The sequence below is a fragment of the Paraniabella aurantiaca genome, assembly GCF_050309965.1.
Lineage (GTDB): Bacteria > Bacteroidota > Bacteroidia > Chitinophagales > Chitinophagaceae > Niabella.
In genome coordinates this window covers 2,619,893-2,640,603 of sequence record NZ_JBLOSY010000001.1, presented here as the reverse complement: position 1 = coordinate 2,640,603, position 20,711 = coordinate 2,619,893, and the positions used below count along the sequence as shown (strand labels likewise).

Sequence of the window (20,711 nt, the reverse complement as noted above, 5' to 3'; positions counted from 1 at the left end):
CATTAACGGCCACTATGCTGCACATATCCTTTTAGCTCATCGTTGAAGCCTCTCTCTTTGATCAATTGCTCCAGGCTGATATGCATACGGTAGCGCCAGTAATGTTGCGGATTAGCGGGAACGTTGATACGTTCATCTTCGGGATTTTCCCGGCGTAATTCAGCGCTCATTCCCAATATATCCTGTAGCTGAAAGATGCTCCACATAGCCGGTGAATATAAATGCTGCAATACAATGGCACGGTTGATCCATGGCTCGCAGAAATAAGGCGCTTCTCCACTTTGTCCCAGCTCTGTGTTGTAAAACCGTTGGGTTAACGCCCTGTTCTCCTGCCACCACCCGCGTATGGTGCTCATATCATGGGTAGAAGGTGTAACCACTGATAAATAAGGGGCATTAGCCGGATTGAAGAAAGTAATATCCTGCTGCTTGGGCATTCGTTGAATTTCTAAACTTAATATACCCAGCTGTTTCATTACACCAGGAACCGTATCAGGTACCATCCCCAGATCTTCTCCACATACCAGCATATTGGTCACGGCCTTCAGGCGAGGTAACTTTTTCAGCGATTCCTTTTTCCAGAAATCATTTTGCCTGCGATAAAAATAATCTATATATAAAGCCCATATCTTTTCTTTTACCTGTGGCGGTAAATGACGGAACGAGCTGGTTTGATCCAAAGCAATCCTAAAGTGAAAACCGGTCCGGCCGCTTCCCTGCTGTTCAAACATAATTACATTGCTGATCAGGTCATACAATCCGTCACGCAGCAAAATATTTTCGCTACCGGACTGATCTTTAAAATGTGCTTCTACCTTTTTTTGTGTGTCAAATGCGGGGCGTAATACATATTGCTGAGGGCCATATTTCTGTAAAAAATGAGCTTTTACATGATCGGCCTTTTCCCTGAACCGTTCGTACAGTACATCGTCGGTAATATAGGGCAGGCAAAATCTTTCATAGTCGAACCATATCCCCTGCTCACCCAACTCGTTTACGTGAACCGGGATGCAGGGATCAAAGGTTCCCATAATTCCCTGAACGGCATGTACAGGGATGCTCCATATACGAAAGAAGCCCAATATATGATCAATACGGAAAGCATCAAAGTAGTAACTCATTTGCCTGAAACGCTCTTTCCACCAGGCAAAACCATCTTGCTGCATACGCGTCCAATTGTAAGTAGGAAACCCCCAGTTCTGCCCTTTTACAGCAAAATCGTCAGGAGGCGCGCCCGCCTGCACATCCATTTTATATAATTCAGGTGCTACCCAGGCGTCGGCGCCATAGCGGTATACTCCAATTGGTATATCGCCCTTCATCACCAAACCTTTCTTATGGGCATAGGCCACCGCATCACTTAATTGCAGATGTAACTGGTACTGTACATAGCAATAAAAATTAACCTGCTCATAAGCTTCGGTTTTTACATCAAAAAAATCATTGATTTCGGCATCCTTGTAAACGCTGTTCGTTTGCCACTCCTGCGGATTGGGTGAATTAAATTTATCTCTCAGGTAACAGAATGCAGCATAGGGTGTCAACCATTGCCTGTTCGTTTCAAAAAATTCTTTATAGTCATCAGTTTTCCGGCAATCGGCACCATGCTCATTATAGAGCTCTTTTAAAGCGTCAATTTTAAATTGCATCACCGCTTCATAATCTATATGTGCCAGTTCATTTAGCTGCTTTCTCCTGATTTTAATGGCACCCTTTAGCTCTTTACTTTTCTTACCTTCAATAGCATCGAGGTTGATGTAAACAGGATGTAAAGCAAAAGCAGATATAGCGGCATAAGGGTATGAATCCAGCCAGGTATTGGTTGCAGTAGTATCGTTAATAGGCAATATCTGTATCAGCTTCAGACCCGTTTTCACGGCCCAGTCGGCCAACAGTTTCAGATCGCTGAATTCGCCCACACCCAGCCCGTCTTTACTACGCAGGCTGAACACCGGTATCGCAATACCGCTTCCCCGCCACTGCTCGTTTCCCATACGTATAAAGCCATCCTGTAACATAGCTCTTTCACCAGGAGCAGCGGGCTCAAAACAAATACGGTTACCACCTGTCTCAAACTGTTTGAACCGGCCCTGTGCTTTATCGTAAATACCGTATTTATAGGCTATGGGAAATTGCACATCACCCAGTTGCAATGCTGCTATCCACTGCTCGCCGTCGAATTTTAAAAAAACCGGTGTTTCAATATTCCATTTCTCTAAAGCATCACAATCACCTAAAAGACATACCACTTCGTCTTTATTGATCAAAGGAGCTTTTACAGCAAATACATGCGTTGTATTCTTGCCGGGCTTTACACCTGAAGCCTTACGCTGAGGCAACAATACTTTTTGAAAAGGAGCTGTAGAGAAGGTATTGATTACATCTCCTGCATAGTTCCAGGTATCGTACACTTTTAAAACAGCCGTGTCTTTATCTTCGGGTACCAGGTTCCTGGGACTTTGAAACTCTTCGGTCCGGGTTCCGTCATTATCAATAAATATGTATTTGTATTGCAATGCCTGCCCCGGTAAATCTGCAATATCGATTTGAGTTTCCAGCTTCCAGTATTCGTCGTTTAAATACTGCATATCCACATAGCCATTGGAAGACTGAAGCTCTTTTGCATTCGCAACTATAGCCAAACGCTCACCAAAACGGGTATGATATTTTATATAGAAAATGACTTTCATCCGTATATTTTTTAGTTGCGGCTTCGCCGCGATTGATTTTGCCGGATGGAACGCCCATGCAACATTCCCTGTGTATGGAACATGTTACATGGGCGTTTCATGTGATACAATGGCATTTACGTTATTGTGTACAACATACACAAAACGAAAATAGGTGAATATCTATTTATTTCAAAAAGTTTCTAAGGGCATATTGTATATGTGCGCTTCAACACTTAAATTTGCACCAAACTATAAAAATATGTCTTCAGGTACAAAGAATAAGGGTTTAATGTGGATTTTATTTCTTGTTTTTACAGCATGGTTTGTATTTGCCTGCTTCACACACTGGCCCTGGCTTACTTTGATCCTGCCTTTTGTTACTACCTTTTTTGTAAAGGCTATGGACATTATTTAGAACCGGCTTCTCATCGATTTATTATAGAGCCCTGCTTTCAAAGCGGGGCTTTTGCTTAAGATACTTTTCTCTTTCTATTAAACACAACAGGCCGCATCTCTGCTGATGCGGCCTGTTGCTTTATACAGATATTTTAATTACTTGGTTTTTGTGGTTCTGATCACCCCCCTGATATACCCGATAGACTCGGCAATACCTGCAAAAGGCGCCTTCATATTACGCTCGTGCTCGAGGCTTAATATTCCGGAGTAACCCACTTTCCGCATCATTTTTACAAAAGCCGGGAAGTCGATAATACCCCTGCCCACTTCTACTGAGTAGCCCTGTTTTGTAGGAGCGGTAACATCTTTCAGGTGCATATCAAAAATACGGGTATGATACTTTTTAAGATCAGCTACAGGATCCTTGCCATTACGGGTATCATGTCCGATATCGAGACACATGCCCATACGATGGTCGAGGTTTTTCACGTTATTCCAAACATCATCCGCATCCGGATAGAGCTTCATATCCGGACCATGCAGGTGTATGGCGTACTTCAAATCATATTCCTGCACTTTTTTATTAACATAGGGAAGCAACTCGTAGTTAGGCACTCCTACGATCATCTTTACGCCTACACGTTTGGCATATTCAAAAGCCCTGTCTACTTCGGCTTCTGTCTTCATATAAATGGGCCCTACTGCATAGCCCGTTACGCCTTTCGACTTTAGCTTCTCGTGAAAGGCTGCAATAGTAGCAGCATCACTATTAAGCGGCAGATGAAAATCTTTAATGCACAGGTAATGTACATCACTTTTCTCCATAGTAGCCAAAGCTGTATCAATACCAAAATGTGCGAATGTGTAACCGGCTACACCTACTTTAAACTTCTCGTAGGTATCTACAGGGGGCTGGGGGTCGGGGCGCTTGTCCTGGGCCTGTACCAGGCAGCTTATCATAAAGCTGAAAGCAATAATTAGATTGTTTTTTTTCATACTCAGGCTAAAATAAAAAACCATCTGCAAATGCAGATGGTTTCTGGATAAATATTTCAAATATTTCCTATTTACTTTTCTTAGCGCTTCCTTTAGGAGCTATCATTGCAAGCATCCTGCGGCCTTCCAGTTTGGGCATGTTTTCCAATGTGCCAAATTCTGCAAGACGTTCTGCAAACTTCAGCAATAACAATTGTCCACGATCCTGGAACTGGATGGCGCGGCCTTTAAATTGTACATAGGCTTTTACTTTATTGCCTTCTTTTAAAAAGCCTTCAGCATGTTTAGCCTTGAAGTCGAAGTCATGATCGTCGGTATTAGGGGTAAACCGGATCTCTTTGATCTCAGTCGCCTTACTCTTAGCCTTCATCTCCTTTTCCTTCTTCTTCTTATCGTACAAAAATTTATTATAATCGATGATCTTACAAACAGGCGGATCTGCGGTCGGAGATATTTCTACCAGATCCAGTTCCTGCTGCTGAGCAATCTTCAATGCCTCCTGGGTAGAATAAATTCCTACTTCAACATTGTCCCCAACCAATCGTACCTGCGGTACCCTGATGTGATGATTAATGCGGTGTTCTGCTTCTTTCTGTGGTAATCGTCCTCTGAAGTTTCCTCTGTTTGGTTTATTGCCACCTGGCCTGAAAGGACCACCCGCGCCGGGCGGACGGTTAAAAGTTGGTTTTTGTGGTACTGCCATCTAAAAATGATTCGTTATGCTCCTTCCCCGTTGAGAAGCATTGTTTATTTTGCTTTTTTTAATGCCATACGGGAATGGCATGTTAAAAAATTTTTACAAAGATGGGAATTAAACTTAGTATTTCAATTTTATTTTTAACAGATTCATATCAGCAACTATCTTACCAAATTACTCGAAATTACCTGTTTAACATAAAATAGCCGAAAACCCCAGTTTCCGGCTATTTCCCTTTATTTAAACCTGACTATCAGGCAGTTTTCCGCTTCTTCCGGTACGCCATTTTAGTAATCAATACATACAGCACCGGCACGATAAAGATTGCAAGCGATGTTGCTGCCAGCATCCCTCCGAAAACAGTCCAGCCAATGGTTCGGCGGCTAACGGAAGCTGCTCCTGTGGCAATCATCAGCGGCACTACCCCCAAGATGAAGGCCAGTGAAGTCATAATGATGGGGCGCAGACGCAATCTAACCGATTGCAGCGTAGCCTGCACCACATCCATACCTTTATCCACACGCTCTTTGGCGAACTCCACAATCAATATGGCATTTTTAGCAGCCAGACCAATAAGCGTGATCAAACCGATTTGAGCGTATACATTGTTGGACAATTTCGGTAATAATGTCAACGCCAAAATGGAACCAAATGCCCCGATAGGCACTGCCAGTAATACAGAGAAAGGAACCGACCAGCTCTCATACAAAGCGGCCAGAAACAGGAACACAAACACAATAGAAATTGCGAAGATCGTAGTTTGCTGATCCCCTGCCGCAATCTCCTCCCGGCTCATTCCTGAAAACTCGTAACCATAACCAGCCGGTAAGGTCTTAGCAGCTTCTCTCAGCGCCTCAATCGCTTCACCGCTGCTAAAGCCGTCTTTGGGTGATCCGTTGATCTCTACCGAACGGTAAATATTATAGTGAGATACCACTGCCGGTGCTTCTATGAGCTTGGTAGTAACCAGCATATTCAACGGCACCATATTACCCAGGCTATTACGCACATAGTAATCTTTCAGATTATCGAGCGAACCACGATAAGTATAATCAGCCTGTGTCATTACCCGGAAATTTCGCCCGTAAATATTAAAATCATTTACATAGCTACTTCCCAGGAAGTTAGACAGGGTAGTGTACACTTCCGCTACGTTAACACCCATTTTCTTTGCGAGCTCTTTGTCTACATTTACCTGGTAACTTGGTGTGCGGGCATTGAAGAAGGTATAAGCCCTTCCTATGGCCGGTTGCGCATTTACCGTTTGCAGGAATTTATTGGCTACAGCCTCAAATTTATTAACGTCATCGGTAGAACCTGTTTGTTGCAACTGGAACGTAAAGCCGGCGGTTTGCCCCAGCCCCGGAATCGCAGGAGGCGCAATCGGCATTACCCTAGCCTCTTTGATATCCTTGGTTGAACCTATTATTTTGCCAATAACGGCATTCACATCATGCTCACTTCCCTTACGGTCGTCCCATTTCTTTAATTTAACGAACATGGTACCTACGTTCGATTTATTACTAAAGCTAATAATATTCAAACCCGCAAGCCCCCCCACTACATCTACTTCGGGCAGGGCTTCCACACGTTTCATAATATCTTTGATCATAGCAATGCTCCGTGTTGTACTGGTACCTTCGGGTAGTTCATATGTCACAAACATACGTCCCTCATCTTCTGTTGGAATAAAGCCCGTAGACTTAGTTTTAAACAGGAAGATCATGGCTGCGATCACCACTATTAAAAGTGTAACCACATAAGGTGTTTTACGGATCCATTTACCCACACTTTTGGTATAACCCAGCGTTACTTTATTAAACCAGTTATTGAACCTGTCGAAGAAGCGATCCAGTACATTTTTCTTGCGGTCGCCCGATGCTGCAGTGGGTTTTAACATTAACATACTCAATGCCGGCGTAAGTGACAAGGCCACAAATGCAGATAGTAATACTGATACGGCAATAGTGATGGCAAACTGTTGGTACAGCCGCCCTACGATGCCCGGTATAAATCCTACGGGAATAAATACCGCTGCCAATATCAATGCAATCGCAATTACCGGGGCCGAGATCTCCTTCATCGCCTTAATAGTCGCGTCTTTGGGAGACATACCCCTGCTGTCGATATTATGCTGAATGGCTTCCACCACCACAATGGCATCATCTACCACGATACCAATTGCCAATACAAAGGCAAAGAGCGTCAGTGTATTAATCGTAAAGCCGAGCAGGTTAAAGAAGATAAAGGTTCCGATCAATGATACAGGAATAGCCAGCACGGGGATCAAAGTAGCACGCCAGTTCTGCAGGAACAGATACACCACCAGCACCACCAGTATCAGGGCTTCCACCAGCGTATGCATTACCTCGTTAATAGAAACCTGTACCACAGTAGCTGTTTCCAGCGGTACTTTAAAATCTATATCCTTAGGAAATGTAGGACGCAGCCTTTCTAAAGCTTCGTTAATACCCTTATAAGTATCTAACGCATTAGCGCCCGGCGCCTGGTAGATCAGCAGGAAAGCAGCAGGCTTACCGCTTACGAAAGCATTGGCCGTATAATCAAATTTACCTAACTCAATCCTCGCCACATCCTTAAGATAAATAATGCTGCCGTCTGTTGGCCGGGTACGTACCACAATATTTTCAAATTGTTCAGGTGTATTGATACGGCTATTGGTCAACAGACTATATTCAAAAACCTGCTCGCCACTTTGCGGGTTACCTCCAATAGTACCAGCGGCCGCCTGCAGGTTTTGTTCCTGTAATGCAGCATTGATCTCTGCTGGGGCAACACCCAGCGCTGCCATTTTAGAAGGGTTCAGCCATACCCGCATACTAAAGTCATCTGCCCTGGAGAAGATGTCACCTACACCTTTTACACGGGCAAGGGCATCTTTTACATACAGGTTTACATAGTTCCCGATGAAAGTAGCGTCATGTGTACCATTAGGTGAATAGAAAGCCAGAGCCATCATGATACTGGGATTACGTTTACGAACGGTAAGACCCAATCTTTTTACAGCATCCGGTAAAGTAGGCTCAGCCACGCTCACCCTGTTCTGTACATCAAGTGTGGCAATATTGATATCAGTGCCTACCTGGAAGTTAACGGTAATGCTGCTCTGACCGCTGCTGGTACTGTTACTGGTCATATAAGTCATACCTGGAGTACCGTTGATCTGGGTCTCCATAGCAGTGGTTGTGGTTTGCTCTACCGTTTGCGCATCTGCACCGGTAAAGTTACCGGCTATCTGAACGGTGGGGGGCGAAATATCCGGGTACTGGGCAACGGGTAACGTAAGCATCGATATAATACCTACCAACACAATTACGATCGATACCACGATGGCGGTAACCGGTCTTTTTATAAATACGTCTGCGATCATTGAATACTATTTTGAACGACAGGTAACAAACCGAAGCCCGGGTGTTTCCTGCCGCTGTCAACTATTTTTTTGCTTTGGTAGTATCGGAAGTAATAACAGCTCCTTCTCTCAGGTTCTGTACGCCTTCTACTACAATGGACTCACCGGGCTGTAATCCTTCTTTAATTAAAACATTAGGGCCGATCTGTGTTCCAAGTGTTACTTTACGTTGCGACACTTTGCTGCTATCTCCCACTACATATACAAAGAATTCACCCAGCTGCTCCACCACGGCTTTATAAGGCGCCAAAGTAGAACGCGAAGGTGCCGCATTCAAAACACGAACCGTTCCGCTCATCCCGGCTTTCAACATCTGGTTATCATTGGGGAATACCAGTCTTACCTTAATAGCGCCGGTTTGGGGATCTACTGCCCGATCAATAATTTGTATTTTACCATGTTGCGGATAAACATCTCCGGCAAATGCCAGGGAAAAAGTAGAATCAACCAGGTTCTTCTCACTCTGTAGTTTGGAAAACCTGTAGATCTCTTTCTGATCGATTACAAAATCTGCAGCCATTGGATTATCAGTTGAAACAGTGTTCAGTATAGACTGCCCTGCAACAACCGAGGTACCTAAACGCACCTGCGAAATACCGATGGTACCACTAAAAGGGGCATAGATAGTGGCAAAGCTCACATTGGCTCTTACCGCATTGGCCTGCGCTCTTGCCGCAGCTACCTGTTTTTGCGCCGCCGCTAAAGCTGCATCCGCATAATCTACCTGTTGCTTGGCTACGGCATCCTGCTTATCCAAAGCATGATATCGCTCCGCATCTTTCTGCGCTTTTACAAGATTTGTTTCCTGTACCGCCACCTGGGCTAATGCCGCCTGGTAATTAGCCTGGTAGGTTTGCTGGTCAATCGTATACAGCTTTTGACCTTTTGACACTTTAGCTCCGTCTTTAAAATGGATGCCTGTGATATATCCTGTTACCTGTGGCCTTATTTCTGATTGATTCAAAGGAACCAGCGTGGCCGGATACTCGTCATAATAAGATGCGTTGCCGCTTTCTGTAACTTTTACCACTACTACCGGAACGGGGGCATTTGCGGGTGGTGGGGCCTGTTGTTTGCTTTTACACGCTATCACTGCAAGCATTACAAACATATATATTGAAAACCTGGTCATACTTAAGGGATTTCGTTTAGTTTAAGTTTTATTTGGGTTGAATGGATCCTTCTGCTCTCTGAACATCTATTTTACTGCTTAACAAGCTGTATACGGCATTGAAATAATTGATCTGCGAAGCACGCAGGTCGGTTTGTGCTGTAATCAGCTCCAGGTAGGTTTTGATACCCTCTCTGTATTGCAGTTCTATAATGCGGTGTACTTCTTTTGCCAGCTCCATATTTTCTTTCAAAGCCTTGTAATTAGCCATGCTGGCACGATACTGTGCCATAGCGGTTTTATACTCGCTGCTGGCCTGGTTGCTAAAATTAACCAGGTCTAATCGGGTTTGCTCTACCTGCCGCTCGGCGATGACGATATTATTCTTTCTTTTGCCTCCCTGGAAAATGGGGAAACCTACAGTAAGTCCTGCATAAGAGTTGGGAAAGCTTTGATTAAAGAGCTTTGCAAAATCATCGTTTAAAAAGTTGCGGATGTAAGCGCCATTAGCAGAAACAGTGGGTATATAACTCCATTTATTATAGCGAACGTTAGCCTCCTGCAATCTAAGCTGGGCCTGCAATTGCTGGTATTCGACCCTACGTGTATAGGCAGGAGCCTGTAGTGTATCCAGAAATATTTCCTGCTCCAGGGTAGCGCTGTCGTACAATAGCGACAACTCCTTATCGCCCGGATAATTGATCAGGAACTTAAGATTGGCCTCCTTTGCATTCAATGCTTCTTCTATTTCCTTTTTGGAAGCCATAGCATTGTTTAAAGCAATAGTTGCCCGTTGATAGTCGGTTTTATCTGTTACACCGGCGTCAAACCTCGCACGGGCATCTTTAAGACTTCGAGACAACATAGCTATATTCTCCTCTGTAATTTTTCTCTGCTGATCGGTAGCCAACAGGTCATAAAAATTCTTGGAGACATTTGCCACCAGGTTAATCCTGGCATTTTCTGTTTGTTTGGCAGCCACCAATCTCACATCCCCTTTAGTACGGCTTGCTAATAAGGCGTCCCGGTTAAAAATATTCTGGGTAGCCGTAAATTGTAAGGCCGAAGTATTAAATACGCCAAACCTCACCTGGTTACCACCAATTATATTAACGGGTAGTTGAAAATTGCGCTGGTAGTTGTAATTGAAGTTTACCTGGGGGTACCAGTCTGCCAAACGGTTTTTGATCTGCAGATCAGTGATTTCCTGGTTGATTTCAGCCTGCCTGACACCCGGTTGATGCGCTAGCGCATAATCAATAATGCCTGCGAGGGTAGCCTGCTGTAATGTAGTGTCACCTGGTTGCGACTGGGCATTTGAATGAACACCAAAAAAACAGGAGAGACCGGTTATAGCTAAACCGATCCGGCGTTTCCATTTCTCAAAACAAAAAGTCATAAATTATTATTTATCCAACATTTTTATTGAATAAAGTCTTCAATAAAAAATTAAAAACAACAACAGATCGAGTGGATTGTTTAATAAACTGATCTGTATCAAACACTTTTTTTTCGCAGACAGGCAATGTTTTAGCGGCGGAGAAAGTTTAGACGCTCTTTATTTTCAAAGATTGCGCTGCCGGAAAAAAAATTAAACAATTGTTTAAATCGTAACAAAAAAATAACCCGGAGTGATTTGACCCCGGGCTAAATATTATTGCTGATCGGTTTTTTCTTTGATTTCCTGTTGCAGGCTTCCAGTAAATTCCTCTATGGTTTTAGCTCCTTCGTCGCCGGTACCATGTTTACGCACAGACACAATGCCCTCGTTCATTTCCTTTTCACCCAGCACCAGCATGTACGGAATTTTCTGCAATTCTGTGTCGCGGATCTTCTTACCAATTTTCTCCTGGCGTTCATCTATTTCCGCCCTGATCTCTGCTTTTTTCAAAGCGTTTAACACCTGGGCTGCATACGCCTGGTACTTGTCTGAAATTGGCAGGATTTTTACCTGTGTAGGCACCAGCCATAAAGGCAACCTTCCGGCACAATGCTCCAGCAACACTGCAACAAAACGCTCCATGCTACCAAAAGGTGCACGATGGATCATTACCGGGCGTTTCTTCGTATTATCACTATCGGTATATTCCAGCTCAAAACGTTCGGGTAGGTTATAGTCTACCTGCACTGTGCCCAACTGCCAGCTTCTGCCCAATGCATCCTTTACCATAAAGTCAAGCTTTGGACCATAAAACGCTGCTTCACCTGTTACTTCAACAGTAGTTAATCCTTTTTCTGAAGCCGCCTGTCGAATAGCATCTTCTGCTATTTCCCAGTTTTCATCCGATCCTATATACTTGCTCTTATTTTCTTTATCGCGCAGCGAGATCTGTGCCGTATAGTCTTTGAATCCTAAGGCATTAAATACATATAATACCAGGTCGATTACTTTCTTAAACTCTTCCAATACCTGGTCGGGGCGACAAAACAAATGCGCGTCATCCTGCGTAAAACCACGTACACGGGTTAAACCATGCAGTTCACCTGCCTGCTCGTAACGGTACACAGTACCAAATTCAGCATAGCGCACCGGTAAATCCTTGTAAGACTTCGGTGACGTTTTATATATTTCGCAGTGATGCGGGCAATTCATGGGTTTTAAGAAAAACTCCTCTCCTTCATGCGGGGTTTTTATTGCCTGAAAACTATCTGCGCCATATTTTTCGTAGTGGCCGGAAGTTTTATATAAATTAATATTACCGATATGCGGCGTAATTACCGGCAGATAACCCACTTCCAATTGAGCTTTTTGCAGAAAATTTTCCAACCGCTGACGCAGCATAGCCCCCTTAGGCAACCACATAGGTAAGCCCTGTCCTACTTTCTCAGAAAAAGTAAACAGCTCCAACTCCTTTCCTATTTTCCTGTGGTCGCGTTTTTTCGCTTCTTCCATCATGATATTATATTCTTCCAGTTCTTTGTTGGAAGGGAATGTAACACCATAGATCCTGGTCAACATCTTATTTTTCTCGTCACCACGCCAGTAAGCTCCTGCAATATTGGTTAGCTTGATCGCCTTTATAAATCCCGTATTGGGAATATGGGGTCCACGACATAAATCCGTGAAGTCTCCCTGCGTATAAAAACTGATACTTCCATCCTGCAGATTTTCGATCAGCTCCAGTTTATAGGGGTCCTGCTTTTCAGTAAAGTAGGTAATAGCATCTGCTTTTGACACTGCTTTCCGCTCAAACCTCGATTTCTTGGAAGCCTTCTCCTTCATTAATTTCTCAATCTTCAGCAGGTCTTCTTCGGTTATTTTGGTATCTCCCAGGTCAATATCATAATAAAATCCTCTTTCGATGGGAGGACCAATAGCAAATTTGGTCTCAGGAAATAATTCCTGTATTGCCTCTGCCATAAGGTGCGCCGATGAATGCCAGAAGGTAGATTTACCTTCGTTATTAGTCCATGTAAGCAGTTTTAGGCTGGCATCTGTGTCAATAGGCTTAAAAGCATCTACCACCACTCCATTCACTTCTGCTGCCAGAACATTCCTTGCCAAACCTTCAGATATCGACTTTGCCACGTCCAAAGCAGTTATGCCTGCTTCAAATTCTTTTTTGGCGCCATCGGGTAAAGTAATTGTGATCATCTACTGTATCAATTTTAAAAAGTTTGCTAAAATACTAAACTATTATGAGCAGGCAAAAGACAAACTATTCCATTACATCACTATTGACCCCGTTTGAAATTGAATTTTATGATTTTTGGCATGGTTTTGTTAGATTTTTATTAAAACCTCAACCCATAAACCTTTATTTTATGAAATTTTCTTATATCACAATTGGTCTTCTAAGCATGTCGCTGGCCAGCCAGGCGCAACAAGGCTGGGCGGTTAGCGATAAATTAATGATAGGGCATAGCTGGACGGTGGGCAACCGTAGCAGTGAGAACATGAAATACGCATTCCATCCAACGGTTCAATTCGGTCGCAGTGCTCTGTATAATTTCAGCGGCAATGTAGGCATAGGCCTGGGAACTTTTTTCAGCACGGAAGGTGGCCGGTTTAAAGTAACCAGTGGATCGGAAGAAGGTAAAGCTGAACAACGTATGAACTATATACGCGTTCCATTAGGCGCAATGTTCACCTTTGGCAATCCGGCTAACAAAGTGCGTCCCCGCCTGGGCATCGGTGGCTCGGTAGGCTTTCTTGTAGGAGGCAAGACCTATTTAATTAATAACGAAGATGCTTTTGCAGGCTCTAAAACCACCAAGATCATGAGCACTAAAGTAGATGCAGGGGCTAATGCTTCTTTGGGCTTTAGTGTAAGAGTAGCAGACGGCTTCCTGATCAATCATGATGTAAACTACTATCATGGGCTGGTGGAGAATAAGTACGACGTTGCCGGTCTTCCATCATTTACTAACCGGAATATTGGGTTAAGCATGGGCTTCAGCATTACCGGCGATGCTATGAAAAGATGGAAAGGTAAGATGAAGGGTATGCATCATAACTAATGTACTCAAGACATCTACAAAATTATTCCCCGAAAACTCAAGAGCCGCTATGTATTACTACAAGCGGCTTTTTTTTATACCCGGCCGCGATATACCTCCGCAACCCAGCGAAGGAAATGTAAAAATCACCCAACTTGGGAATGGCCGTGCCGAGGGTAGCTTCACTATTAATAATGTGGGAGTGGGCACGCAATTCAAGCCGGAAGCTACTGCCCGTGGCAGGTTTAACGCAAAGCTGTTCATACCATAAAAACAACGTATAAAGCCGTAAATAGAAAAAGCCGCAGGGTGGTTAACCTGCGGCTCTTATATTGCTACTTATTCAAACGCTTTTATCCGGCAGCCGCCAAACTTCTAAAGTCTACGCTCACGAGTTTACTTACACCGGGCTCCTGCATCGTTACACCATAGATCACATCCACCGTGCTCATAGTCGTTTTATTGTGGGTTACAATAATAAACTGTGAGTTATCACTAAACTCGCGGATCATATTGGTAAACTTGCCTACGTTCGCATCATCCAGTGGTGCATCTACCTCATCGAGTATACAGAATGGCGCAGGTTTGATCAGGTAGATAGCGAATAACAAAGCCGTTGCAGTAAGGGTTCTTTCTCCCCCGCTCAGCTGTGTTAAAGAAGTAGGCCTTTTACCCTTGGGTCTCGCCATTACATCAATACCTGTTTCCGCAAGGTTTTCAGGGTTTTCCAATACCAGGTCGCACTGGTCATCTTCGGTAAATAAAGACTTAAATACTTTCTGGAAGTTCTCTCTTACCTGGTTAAAGGTATCCAGGAATTTCTGGTTGGCTGTAGATTCTACTTCCTCAATTGTTTTGAGCAGGCTTTCTTTTGCATTCACCAGGTCATTCTTCTGCTCCACAATGAACTCGTAGCGCTTGCGCATTTCGGTGTAAGCTTCGATCGCAGTTGGGTTTACCTCGCCCAGGTTCTCCAAACGTTTTTTCAAACGATCTGATTTTTCCTGTAACTCTTCGGTACTGGTTTCTGTAGTACGCTCTTCGTCCAGTATATCTTCTAACTGTATTTTAAACTCAACATTCAGGCGCTCTTTCGTTCCGGCTAACTGCAACTTTAATTCGTTCAGCTTATCCTTTATAGCCGCCAACAGATGATCTACCTGCTCTTTTTCTTTTGTTTTATGACGCAGCTCACTTTCTTTTTCGCTCAACTGGTTACGCTGGTTGTAGTATGCCTGGTCTGCCTCGTCTAACACTTTCTTGTCGGCTTCGCGACTATGCATCAGTTGCAACAATTCTTCTTCAACGGCAACCAAAGCTGCTTCGTTCTGCGCGATATCTTCACTGGTGCTCGACAACTGCTGTGTGCTCTGCTCTACCTGCTTTTGCAAGGTATCCAGCTGGTTATTCTTAAAGTTCAACTCCTGCTTCAAGGCGTTGATCTTACTTTGCTGACGGGTAACGTTCAGGTTAAATTCATTAAAGTACCCCTGCGACTCTTCATGCGCACCCTGGGCCGCCTTAAAGGCTTCTTCTGCCTCAGCCAGCTTGTTGGCATTGAGTTGTGATACTTCGTTAAATTCCTGAAGTTCGCTGCGAACCCCTTCTACAGAAGACTGCGTTTGCTGCAACTGCTCGTTAAGGTCTTCCAGGCGATTACGCGCAGCACTTTGCTGCCCCTGTATATTTTCTAATTTGTTCTGTAAAGAAAATACCTGGTTGGACAGTTCCTGTATAGCTCTTTCGGTTTCCTTGATCGCATTTTCTCTCAGGTCTTCATTAAAAGCAATCACCTCGTTATGCCTTGCCTGTATCTGCGTTCTCAGACTTTGTACCACCGCATCCTGAGCAGCGATGTCCTTCTGTAATTTTTCCAGGTTCTTGGCACGTCCTATTTTCTTTCCTTCAATCAAACCTACGCTACCGCCGGTAAGGGTATGCTTGCCTTTTACATAGCGTCCGGTCTTTTCAATTACCGTAAAACCATTGGCATTTTCCAAAGCCTCCTCACCTTCCGCGATAAACACATTGCCCAGTAAGTGTTTGGCCAGGTTGCTATATTTTTCGTCTACCTCTACTACACTTAAAGCCGGCGTAGCATTCTCCAGGGTATGACCCGAATTAGCGGAAACCGCTTCTCCAATCTTATCCAGCAGGAAAAAATTAGCCTTTCCTTTTTTATGATTACCTAGCAGGTGCACTGCTTCCAACCCCTGCTGCAGGTCATTGATGACATAGTAATTCAGGTAAGGCTCCAGCACGTTCTCCAATGCTGTACGATATTCCTCTTTTACGTAAATGATATCGGACAATATGGGTGCCTGGTAATTCCAGTCTTTATTTTTATGTAGAAATTTCACACTATCCGGATACCCCTCCATCGAATCGATCATCGACTTCAATAAGTCGTGCTCGTTCTTTTTGGCATCTAGCTTACGGCTTTCTTCAGCCATCTCATTCCTGAGTGCATCCAATACTCCTTGTGTTTGAAGGATCTGCTCTTTGGTATGTTCGTTATGCGCTAATAATTGCTCTAAAGATTGTTTATGCTCGCTCAACACCTGCTCTTTCTGCTGACGCTCTGCATCCAGCGTTTCAAAAGTTGCAGCCCTTTGTTCAGTTTCCTGTTCAATTTGCTGAATGGCTCTCTGCAGGTTTTGAATGGAGGTATCGGCTACGGCAACCTTCTTCTCTGCTTCAAACTGGCTGCGCTGCACCTGTTGGTTTTCCATGCGGATCTCCTCCAGTGCATTCCGTCTTGAGTCTAATATGCCGCGCTTCTCATCGGCCTCTATCTTCAGGTTTTCCAGTTGCTCGTTCAAACCATCATAAGCTTTTTCTTCTTCATCCAACTGCAATTGTGTAAAGCCAATGCTTTCTTCAATACCTTTTAACTGGGCTCCCGACTTATCCAGGAACTCCTGTAAACCTGCTCCTTTTTCTTTTAAGTATTGAAGACGCTGAACAGCCAAGTTTTTGTCGCCCTCTTTGGTACGAACTTTTTGCTGTAATTCATTAAATGCATGTTGCATGCTTTGTAAAGCACGCTCCTTTTCTACAAATACCAGCTTTTCTTGTTCTAAAGCGGCCTCACCTGTTGCTACTGCTGCTTCTAATTGGGCAATACGTTCAGACTCTGATTCTTGTTTTTCAGTAAGATCTTTATATGTTAAATTAAACCCTTCCAATGCGGCTTTGGCCAACTCAATACTAACCTCGCGGTAATCGCGCTTGATCTCATGGTATTTTTCGGCCTTTTTCGCCTGGTTTTCCAGGGCTTTCAGCTGGTTATTGATTTCAAATAAAAGATCTTCAATCCGGTTCAAATCCAGTTCAGTAGCGTCGAGTTTTGTTTTTGCTTCCTTTTTCCTGGTTTTATAAATAGATATACCCGCAGCCTGCTCCAGCATCTTACGGCGACTGTTTTCTTTATCGCGAATGAGGTCATCCACCATGTCCAGGGCAATAATCGCGTAAGAATCTGTACTGATACCGGTGTCCATAAACAGGTTCTGTATATCCCGCAAGCGGCATTGTACATCATTTAACCGGTATTCGCTCTCCCCGCTTTTATAAAACTTACGGGTGATACGAACCGTATTAAATTCTGTCGGTAGCAGGTTTTTGGTATTTTCAAAAGTGAGACTCACTTCTGCCAAACCACTGGCCGAACGGGTTTTAGATCCGTTAAATACCAGGCTGTCCAGGTTCTCGCTTCGCAAATTGCTGATACGTTGCTCACCGATTACCCAACGGATACTGTCCACGATGTTGGACTTACCACAACCATTCGGTCCCACGATCCCGGTGATATTATCATCAAAATTCACGATGGTTTTATCGGCAAAGCTTTTAAAACCCTTTATTTCTAAACTCTTTAATCTCACGCTAAAAAACTTTTATTGCAACAGCGAATATAGACCAGTAAACGCTAGCGGGGCCTTTGTTTTATACACAGGTTTTAAAGAAGCCCTGTGGAAAATGACCTATCGAAAAAGTAGTAATTTTGCAGTTTTCGAAGAGTATTAAATAGCAGCTTTTTGCTCAAAAGAGACTTATTATTACCTAAATACCATCGTTTTAATACCAAAAAAGCTATTTCAGTAAGCGAAATCTCAAATCGGTATCCAGCCGTTTTTTAACTAGACAGCAACCTTAAAATAACAGTTATCCACAGGAAATTCACAATATTTAAATGCCTGGTTAGTTATATTTGTGCAGTGGCCTTCAATTACACTAAAACTAATAACAGTTTAAGCCCTCAACTTTATTAAAAATTCCAATACTATTTGTTGCGAGGGCCATTTGAATGAATGAAACCGATAAACACTTAACCCATTATTTGGTCAGCCAGCAACCCCAATACCAATCCACCAATGATCCCGAAAGCACCTAGTAATATTAAAGGAATCGCCAGGAAAATAAATACAGGTGATTGCGAAGTTCTTACTTCAATAAAATATTTTGCCAAATCAATGCCGGGCAGTGGTACTACTTTCGCTACCAGGCTTTCCAATTTCGATACACTGGTCCCGTCTTCTAATTGCAACCTGTAATCACCCGGCTGAGCATAAAAGCCGTATATCTGTATACGTCCTACCGAAAAACTATTGACCTGTAGCCGCATTACCGAAAAGCTAAGCTTTAACGGTTCGCTGGTTCGTTCATTATAAACAGAAGGCCGGAATTGATCAATGGGTGTTCGTTTCATCAGGCTTCCCCTCTGCCAGATCGAAAAATGTCCCGCTTTAGCAACTGTAAATTGTCCTGCTTTTTGCAGGTAGGGGATTTCTAACAAAACAACACCATTTAAAGATTTTCGCATCAACCGGATTCCTTTCACCAAAAAGAAAACCCCAATTGGTATCAGGCAAAAAAATAAAATCCGCCAGTATACTATTTCCATTTCTTCGAATTTAAATGCAGTGAACAGCGATTATTTATCTCTACGGATCTTATCTTTTTGAATGGGCGAATAATCCGTCATTACCCGGCCATTTACAATGATTTTATCAAAGTAGCATTTAATTCCTATTGCCATATTCATATCTTCTGCATTCTGTACATGGAAATGCAGATGTGGTTCTGATGAATTACCCGAATTACCACAAAGCCCGAGGAACTGACCTTTCACTACTTTTTGCCCTTCCAACACTTTTATGGAGTGCTGCTTGAAATGAGCAAAGAATAAATACTCATTATTAGCTGTTTTGATGATTACTGAATTACCCGGTACATAAACCGGGTTCATCGTTCCGGGTACATTATCCTTAATACCATCCACCACTAACACAACCTCTCCGTCACAAGGCGCCAGGAGCTCCTGGCCAAAAGCATAGTAGTCTTTATTGGTTGATCCATCGGTTTTAAAAGATTTTCCTTTTGCATCGGTAATCACTAAATCAAAAGCATTTTTCTGAGCTTCGTGCTCTACATGATAGTTCAACGCTTTAGTGTCTCCGCCCCAGATCACCGTCCACTCTCCTTTAAAGGGCAAAGCCATCGGGGTTTCATTCCTCTCCGGTTGAGGCAGATTGTTTTCTGTAAAAGGCTTAACAAAAAGACCGTTTATTTTCGAATTATTATCAACAGAAATATTAACAGCGAACAAAGCCTTTTCGAAGGTTGTTTTATAAGAAGCATAGGTTTGTATATAATTTACAAATGTTCTCGCGATAATTTTTCCTGCCTGTTGTTGCAGACCCGTTAAAAACTCCCTGGTTTTATCAGGGGGTAAGCTACTTTGCATCTCCGGTGAGAACTTCGCGTAGATCGCATCAAAATTGCCTGCATTATAATTCAATTCAAAGCTATCTGCAACTGCTTTATAAGATGGCTTTTCAGCCTGACCAAATGTGGAATTTATTAGCATAACAGCCGTTAAAAGTGTTAGGATATTTTTCATTTGCTAAAAATTAGTTGTTTTCAAAATCGGATTCTGATACCTCAAAAGCAAGATAATCAGCAAGACACTACCTACAATTATTCCTTTCACTATGCTTATATCAAGACATAGATCCAGCCCTACTGCAAACAAAATACAGTATAAACTTCCATTCTGTATTTCAAACTGTATAAAATACGAATTACCGCATTTAAACAGCAAGATATGATCATTTGCAAATATTCTTTTTATTTAATCCCCGGATATAATAAACAGGTAAACCCGGGCTAAGTACCCGGGTTTACCTGTAGTTACTTTGACCTCATTATCCTAACCGGTTCAACGCATTGAACGCACCTTTTGTGCCCGCAAAAAAACCATTATACAAATCAACGGCACCGCCTACAGGAATTTCAAACAGATCTTCTTTAAAAGCTTTTAAAAATCCCGCAGCCACATCGGCTGCAGACATTCCATTCGCCTGCCCGCCAAGTTCCGCCGCAAACGGAGTGTCAACCAAAGGTGGCATCAGTTCAAATACTTTCACGCCTGTATCTCTCAACTCGTGACGCAACACCTGTGTATAAGAGTGAAGTGCTGCCTTACTGTCTGAATATGTAGGCACTGCTACCCAGGGCGTTAAAGCAACGGCCGATGTCACGTTAACAATAGCTGCTTCTGCCTGCTTCTTTAAAAAGGGTAATAATTTTTCGGTCAACCGGAGCGGCGAAAAATAATTCGTTTCAAATTCCGCAATAGCTTTGGTTCGCGCATCTGCGTTTTCACCCAGAGTGTAAGCATGAGCAAAGCCTGCATTATTAACCAGCACGCTCAAATCACTGTACCGGCTATTCACTTCATCCACCAGGCGGTTTACATCATCTTCCTTTGTAATGTCTACCTGGACAGTAACCACTCCCGGCAATTCTGCAGCCGCCCGTTGCAGCTTTTGCATGTTTCTGCCAACAATAATTACTTTGTTTTCTGTACTTAATAACCTGGCTATTTCGAAACCTATTCCTGAAGCTCCACCTGTAATAAGGATTGTCCTCCCTGTTGTTTTCATTTTGTTTAATTTATGAAGT

Annotated in this window: 13 protein-coding genes; 2 read left to right on the top strand and 11 right to left on the bottom strand. The window is 43.2% G+C overall.

Annotation, left to right across the window (positions count from 1 at the left end):
- Nucleotides 1-2: 2 nt before the first annotated feature.
- From ACLOAU_RS11490 to thrS, 7 genes are all read right to left on the bottom strand, one after another.
- Nucleotides 3-2,690, bottom strand: coding sequence for a 4-alpha-glucanotransferase (locus ACLOAU_RS11490; RefSeq protein ID WP_427862014.1), 2,688 nt, complete (start codon nt 2,688-2,690; stop codon nt 3-5).
- A gap of 534 nt (nt 2,691-3,224) precedes the next feature.
- Nucleotides 3,225-4,064: a sugar phosphate isomerase/epimerase family protein gene (locus ACLOAU_RS11485; RefSeq protein WP_427862013.1), complete on the bottom strand. Its 840-nt coding sequence runs from the start codon at nt 4,062-4,064 to the stop codon at nt 3,225-3,227.
- A gap of 67 nt (nt 4,065-4,131) precedes the next feature.
- On the bottom strand, nt 4,132-4,767 hold the full coding sequence (infC, locus tag ACLOAU_RS11480) for a translation initiation factor IF-3 (RefSeq protein ID WP_427862012.1): 636 nt from the start codon (nt 4,765-4,767) through the stop codon (nt 4,132-4,134).
- A 247-nt stretch (nt 4,768-5,014) separates the two neighbouring features.
- Nucleotides 5,015-8,152 carry an efflux RND transporter permease subunit gene (locus ACLOAU_RS11475; protein ID WP_427862011.1) on the bottom strand — a complete coding sequence of 1,046 codons (3,138 nt, stop codon included), beginning with the start codon at nt 8,150-8,152 and terminating at the stop codon, nt 5,015-5,017.
- 61 nt (nt 8,153-8,213) lie between these two features.
- A complete protein-coding gene (locus tag ACLOAU_RS11470) occupies nt 8,214-9,323 on the bottom strand; it encodes an efflux RND transporter periplasmic adaptor subunit (protein WP_427862010.1) in 1,110 nt (369 codons plus the stop codon).
- 28 nt (nt 9,324-9,351) lie between these two features.
- A complete protein-coding gene (locus tag ACLOAU_RS11465; RefSeq protein ID WP_427862009.1) occupies nt 9,352-10,701 on the bottom strand; it encodes a TolC family protein in 1,350 nt (449 codons plus the stop codon).
- A 255-nt stretch (nt 10,702-10,956) separates the two neighbouring features.
- Complete coding sequence (thrS, locus tag ACLOAU_RS11460) at nt 10,957-12,897, bottom strand: threonine--tRNA ligase (RefSeq protein ID WP_427862008.1); 1,941 nt, start codon at nt 12,895-12,897, stop codon at nt 10,957-10,959.
- 170 nt (nt 12,898-13,067) lie between these two features.
- Between thrS and ACLOAU_RS11455 the strand changes: the two genes are divergently transcribed.
- Entirely contained in the window at nt 13,068-13,763 is a 696-nt protein-coding gene (locus ACLOAU_RS11455; RefSeq protein ID WP_427862007.1) for an outer membrane beta-barrel protein, read from the top strand.
- 49 nt (nt 13,764-13,812) lie between these two features.
- Nucleotides 13,813-14,013 (top strand): hypothetical protein, encoded by a 201-nt coding sequence (locus tag ACLOAU_RS11450; protein WP_427862006.1) that lies wholly within the window; start codon nt 13,813-13,815, stop codon nt 14,011-14,013.
- 82 nt (nt 14,014-14,095) lie between these two features.
- Here the strand turns inward: ACLOAU_RS11450 and smc are convergent, their stop codons facing one another.
- The 4 genes from smc to ACLOAU_RS11430 all read right to left on the bottom strand — a co-directional run bounded on the left by smc (nt 14,096) and on the right by ACLOAU_RS11430 (nt 20,692).
- A complete protein-coding gene (smc, locus tag ACLOAU_RS11445; RefSeq protein WP_427862005.1) occupies nt 14,096-17,629 on the bottom strand; it encodes a chromosome segregation protein SMC in 3,534 nt (1,177 codons plus the stop codon).
- A 443-nt stretch (nt 17,630-18,072) separates the two neighbouring features.
- Nucleotides 18,073-18,648 (bottom strand): hypothetical protein, encoded by a 576-nt coding sequence (locus ACLOAU_RS11440; protein WP_427862004.1) that lies wholly within the window; start codon nt 18,646-18,648, stop codon nt 18,073-18,075.
- Between the two features lie 30 nt (nt 18,649-18,678).
- Nucleotides 18,679-19,647 carry a DUF3887 domain-containing protein gene (locus ACLOAU_RS11435; protein WP_427862003.1) on the bottom strand — a complete coding sequence of 323 codons (969 nt, stop codon included), beginning with the start codon at nt 19,645-19,647 and terminating at the stop codon, nt 18,679-18,681.
- A 304-nt stretch (nt 19,648-19,951) separates the two neighbouring features.
- A complete protein-coding gene (locus ACLOAU_RS11430; RefSeq protein WP_427862002.1) occupies nt 19,952-20,692 on the bottom strand; it encodes an SDR family oxidoreductase in 741 nt (246 codons plus the stop codon).
- Nucleotides 20,693-20,711 lie beyond the last annotated feature (19 nt).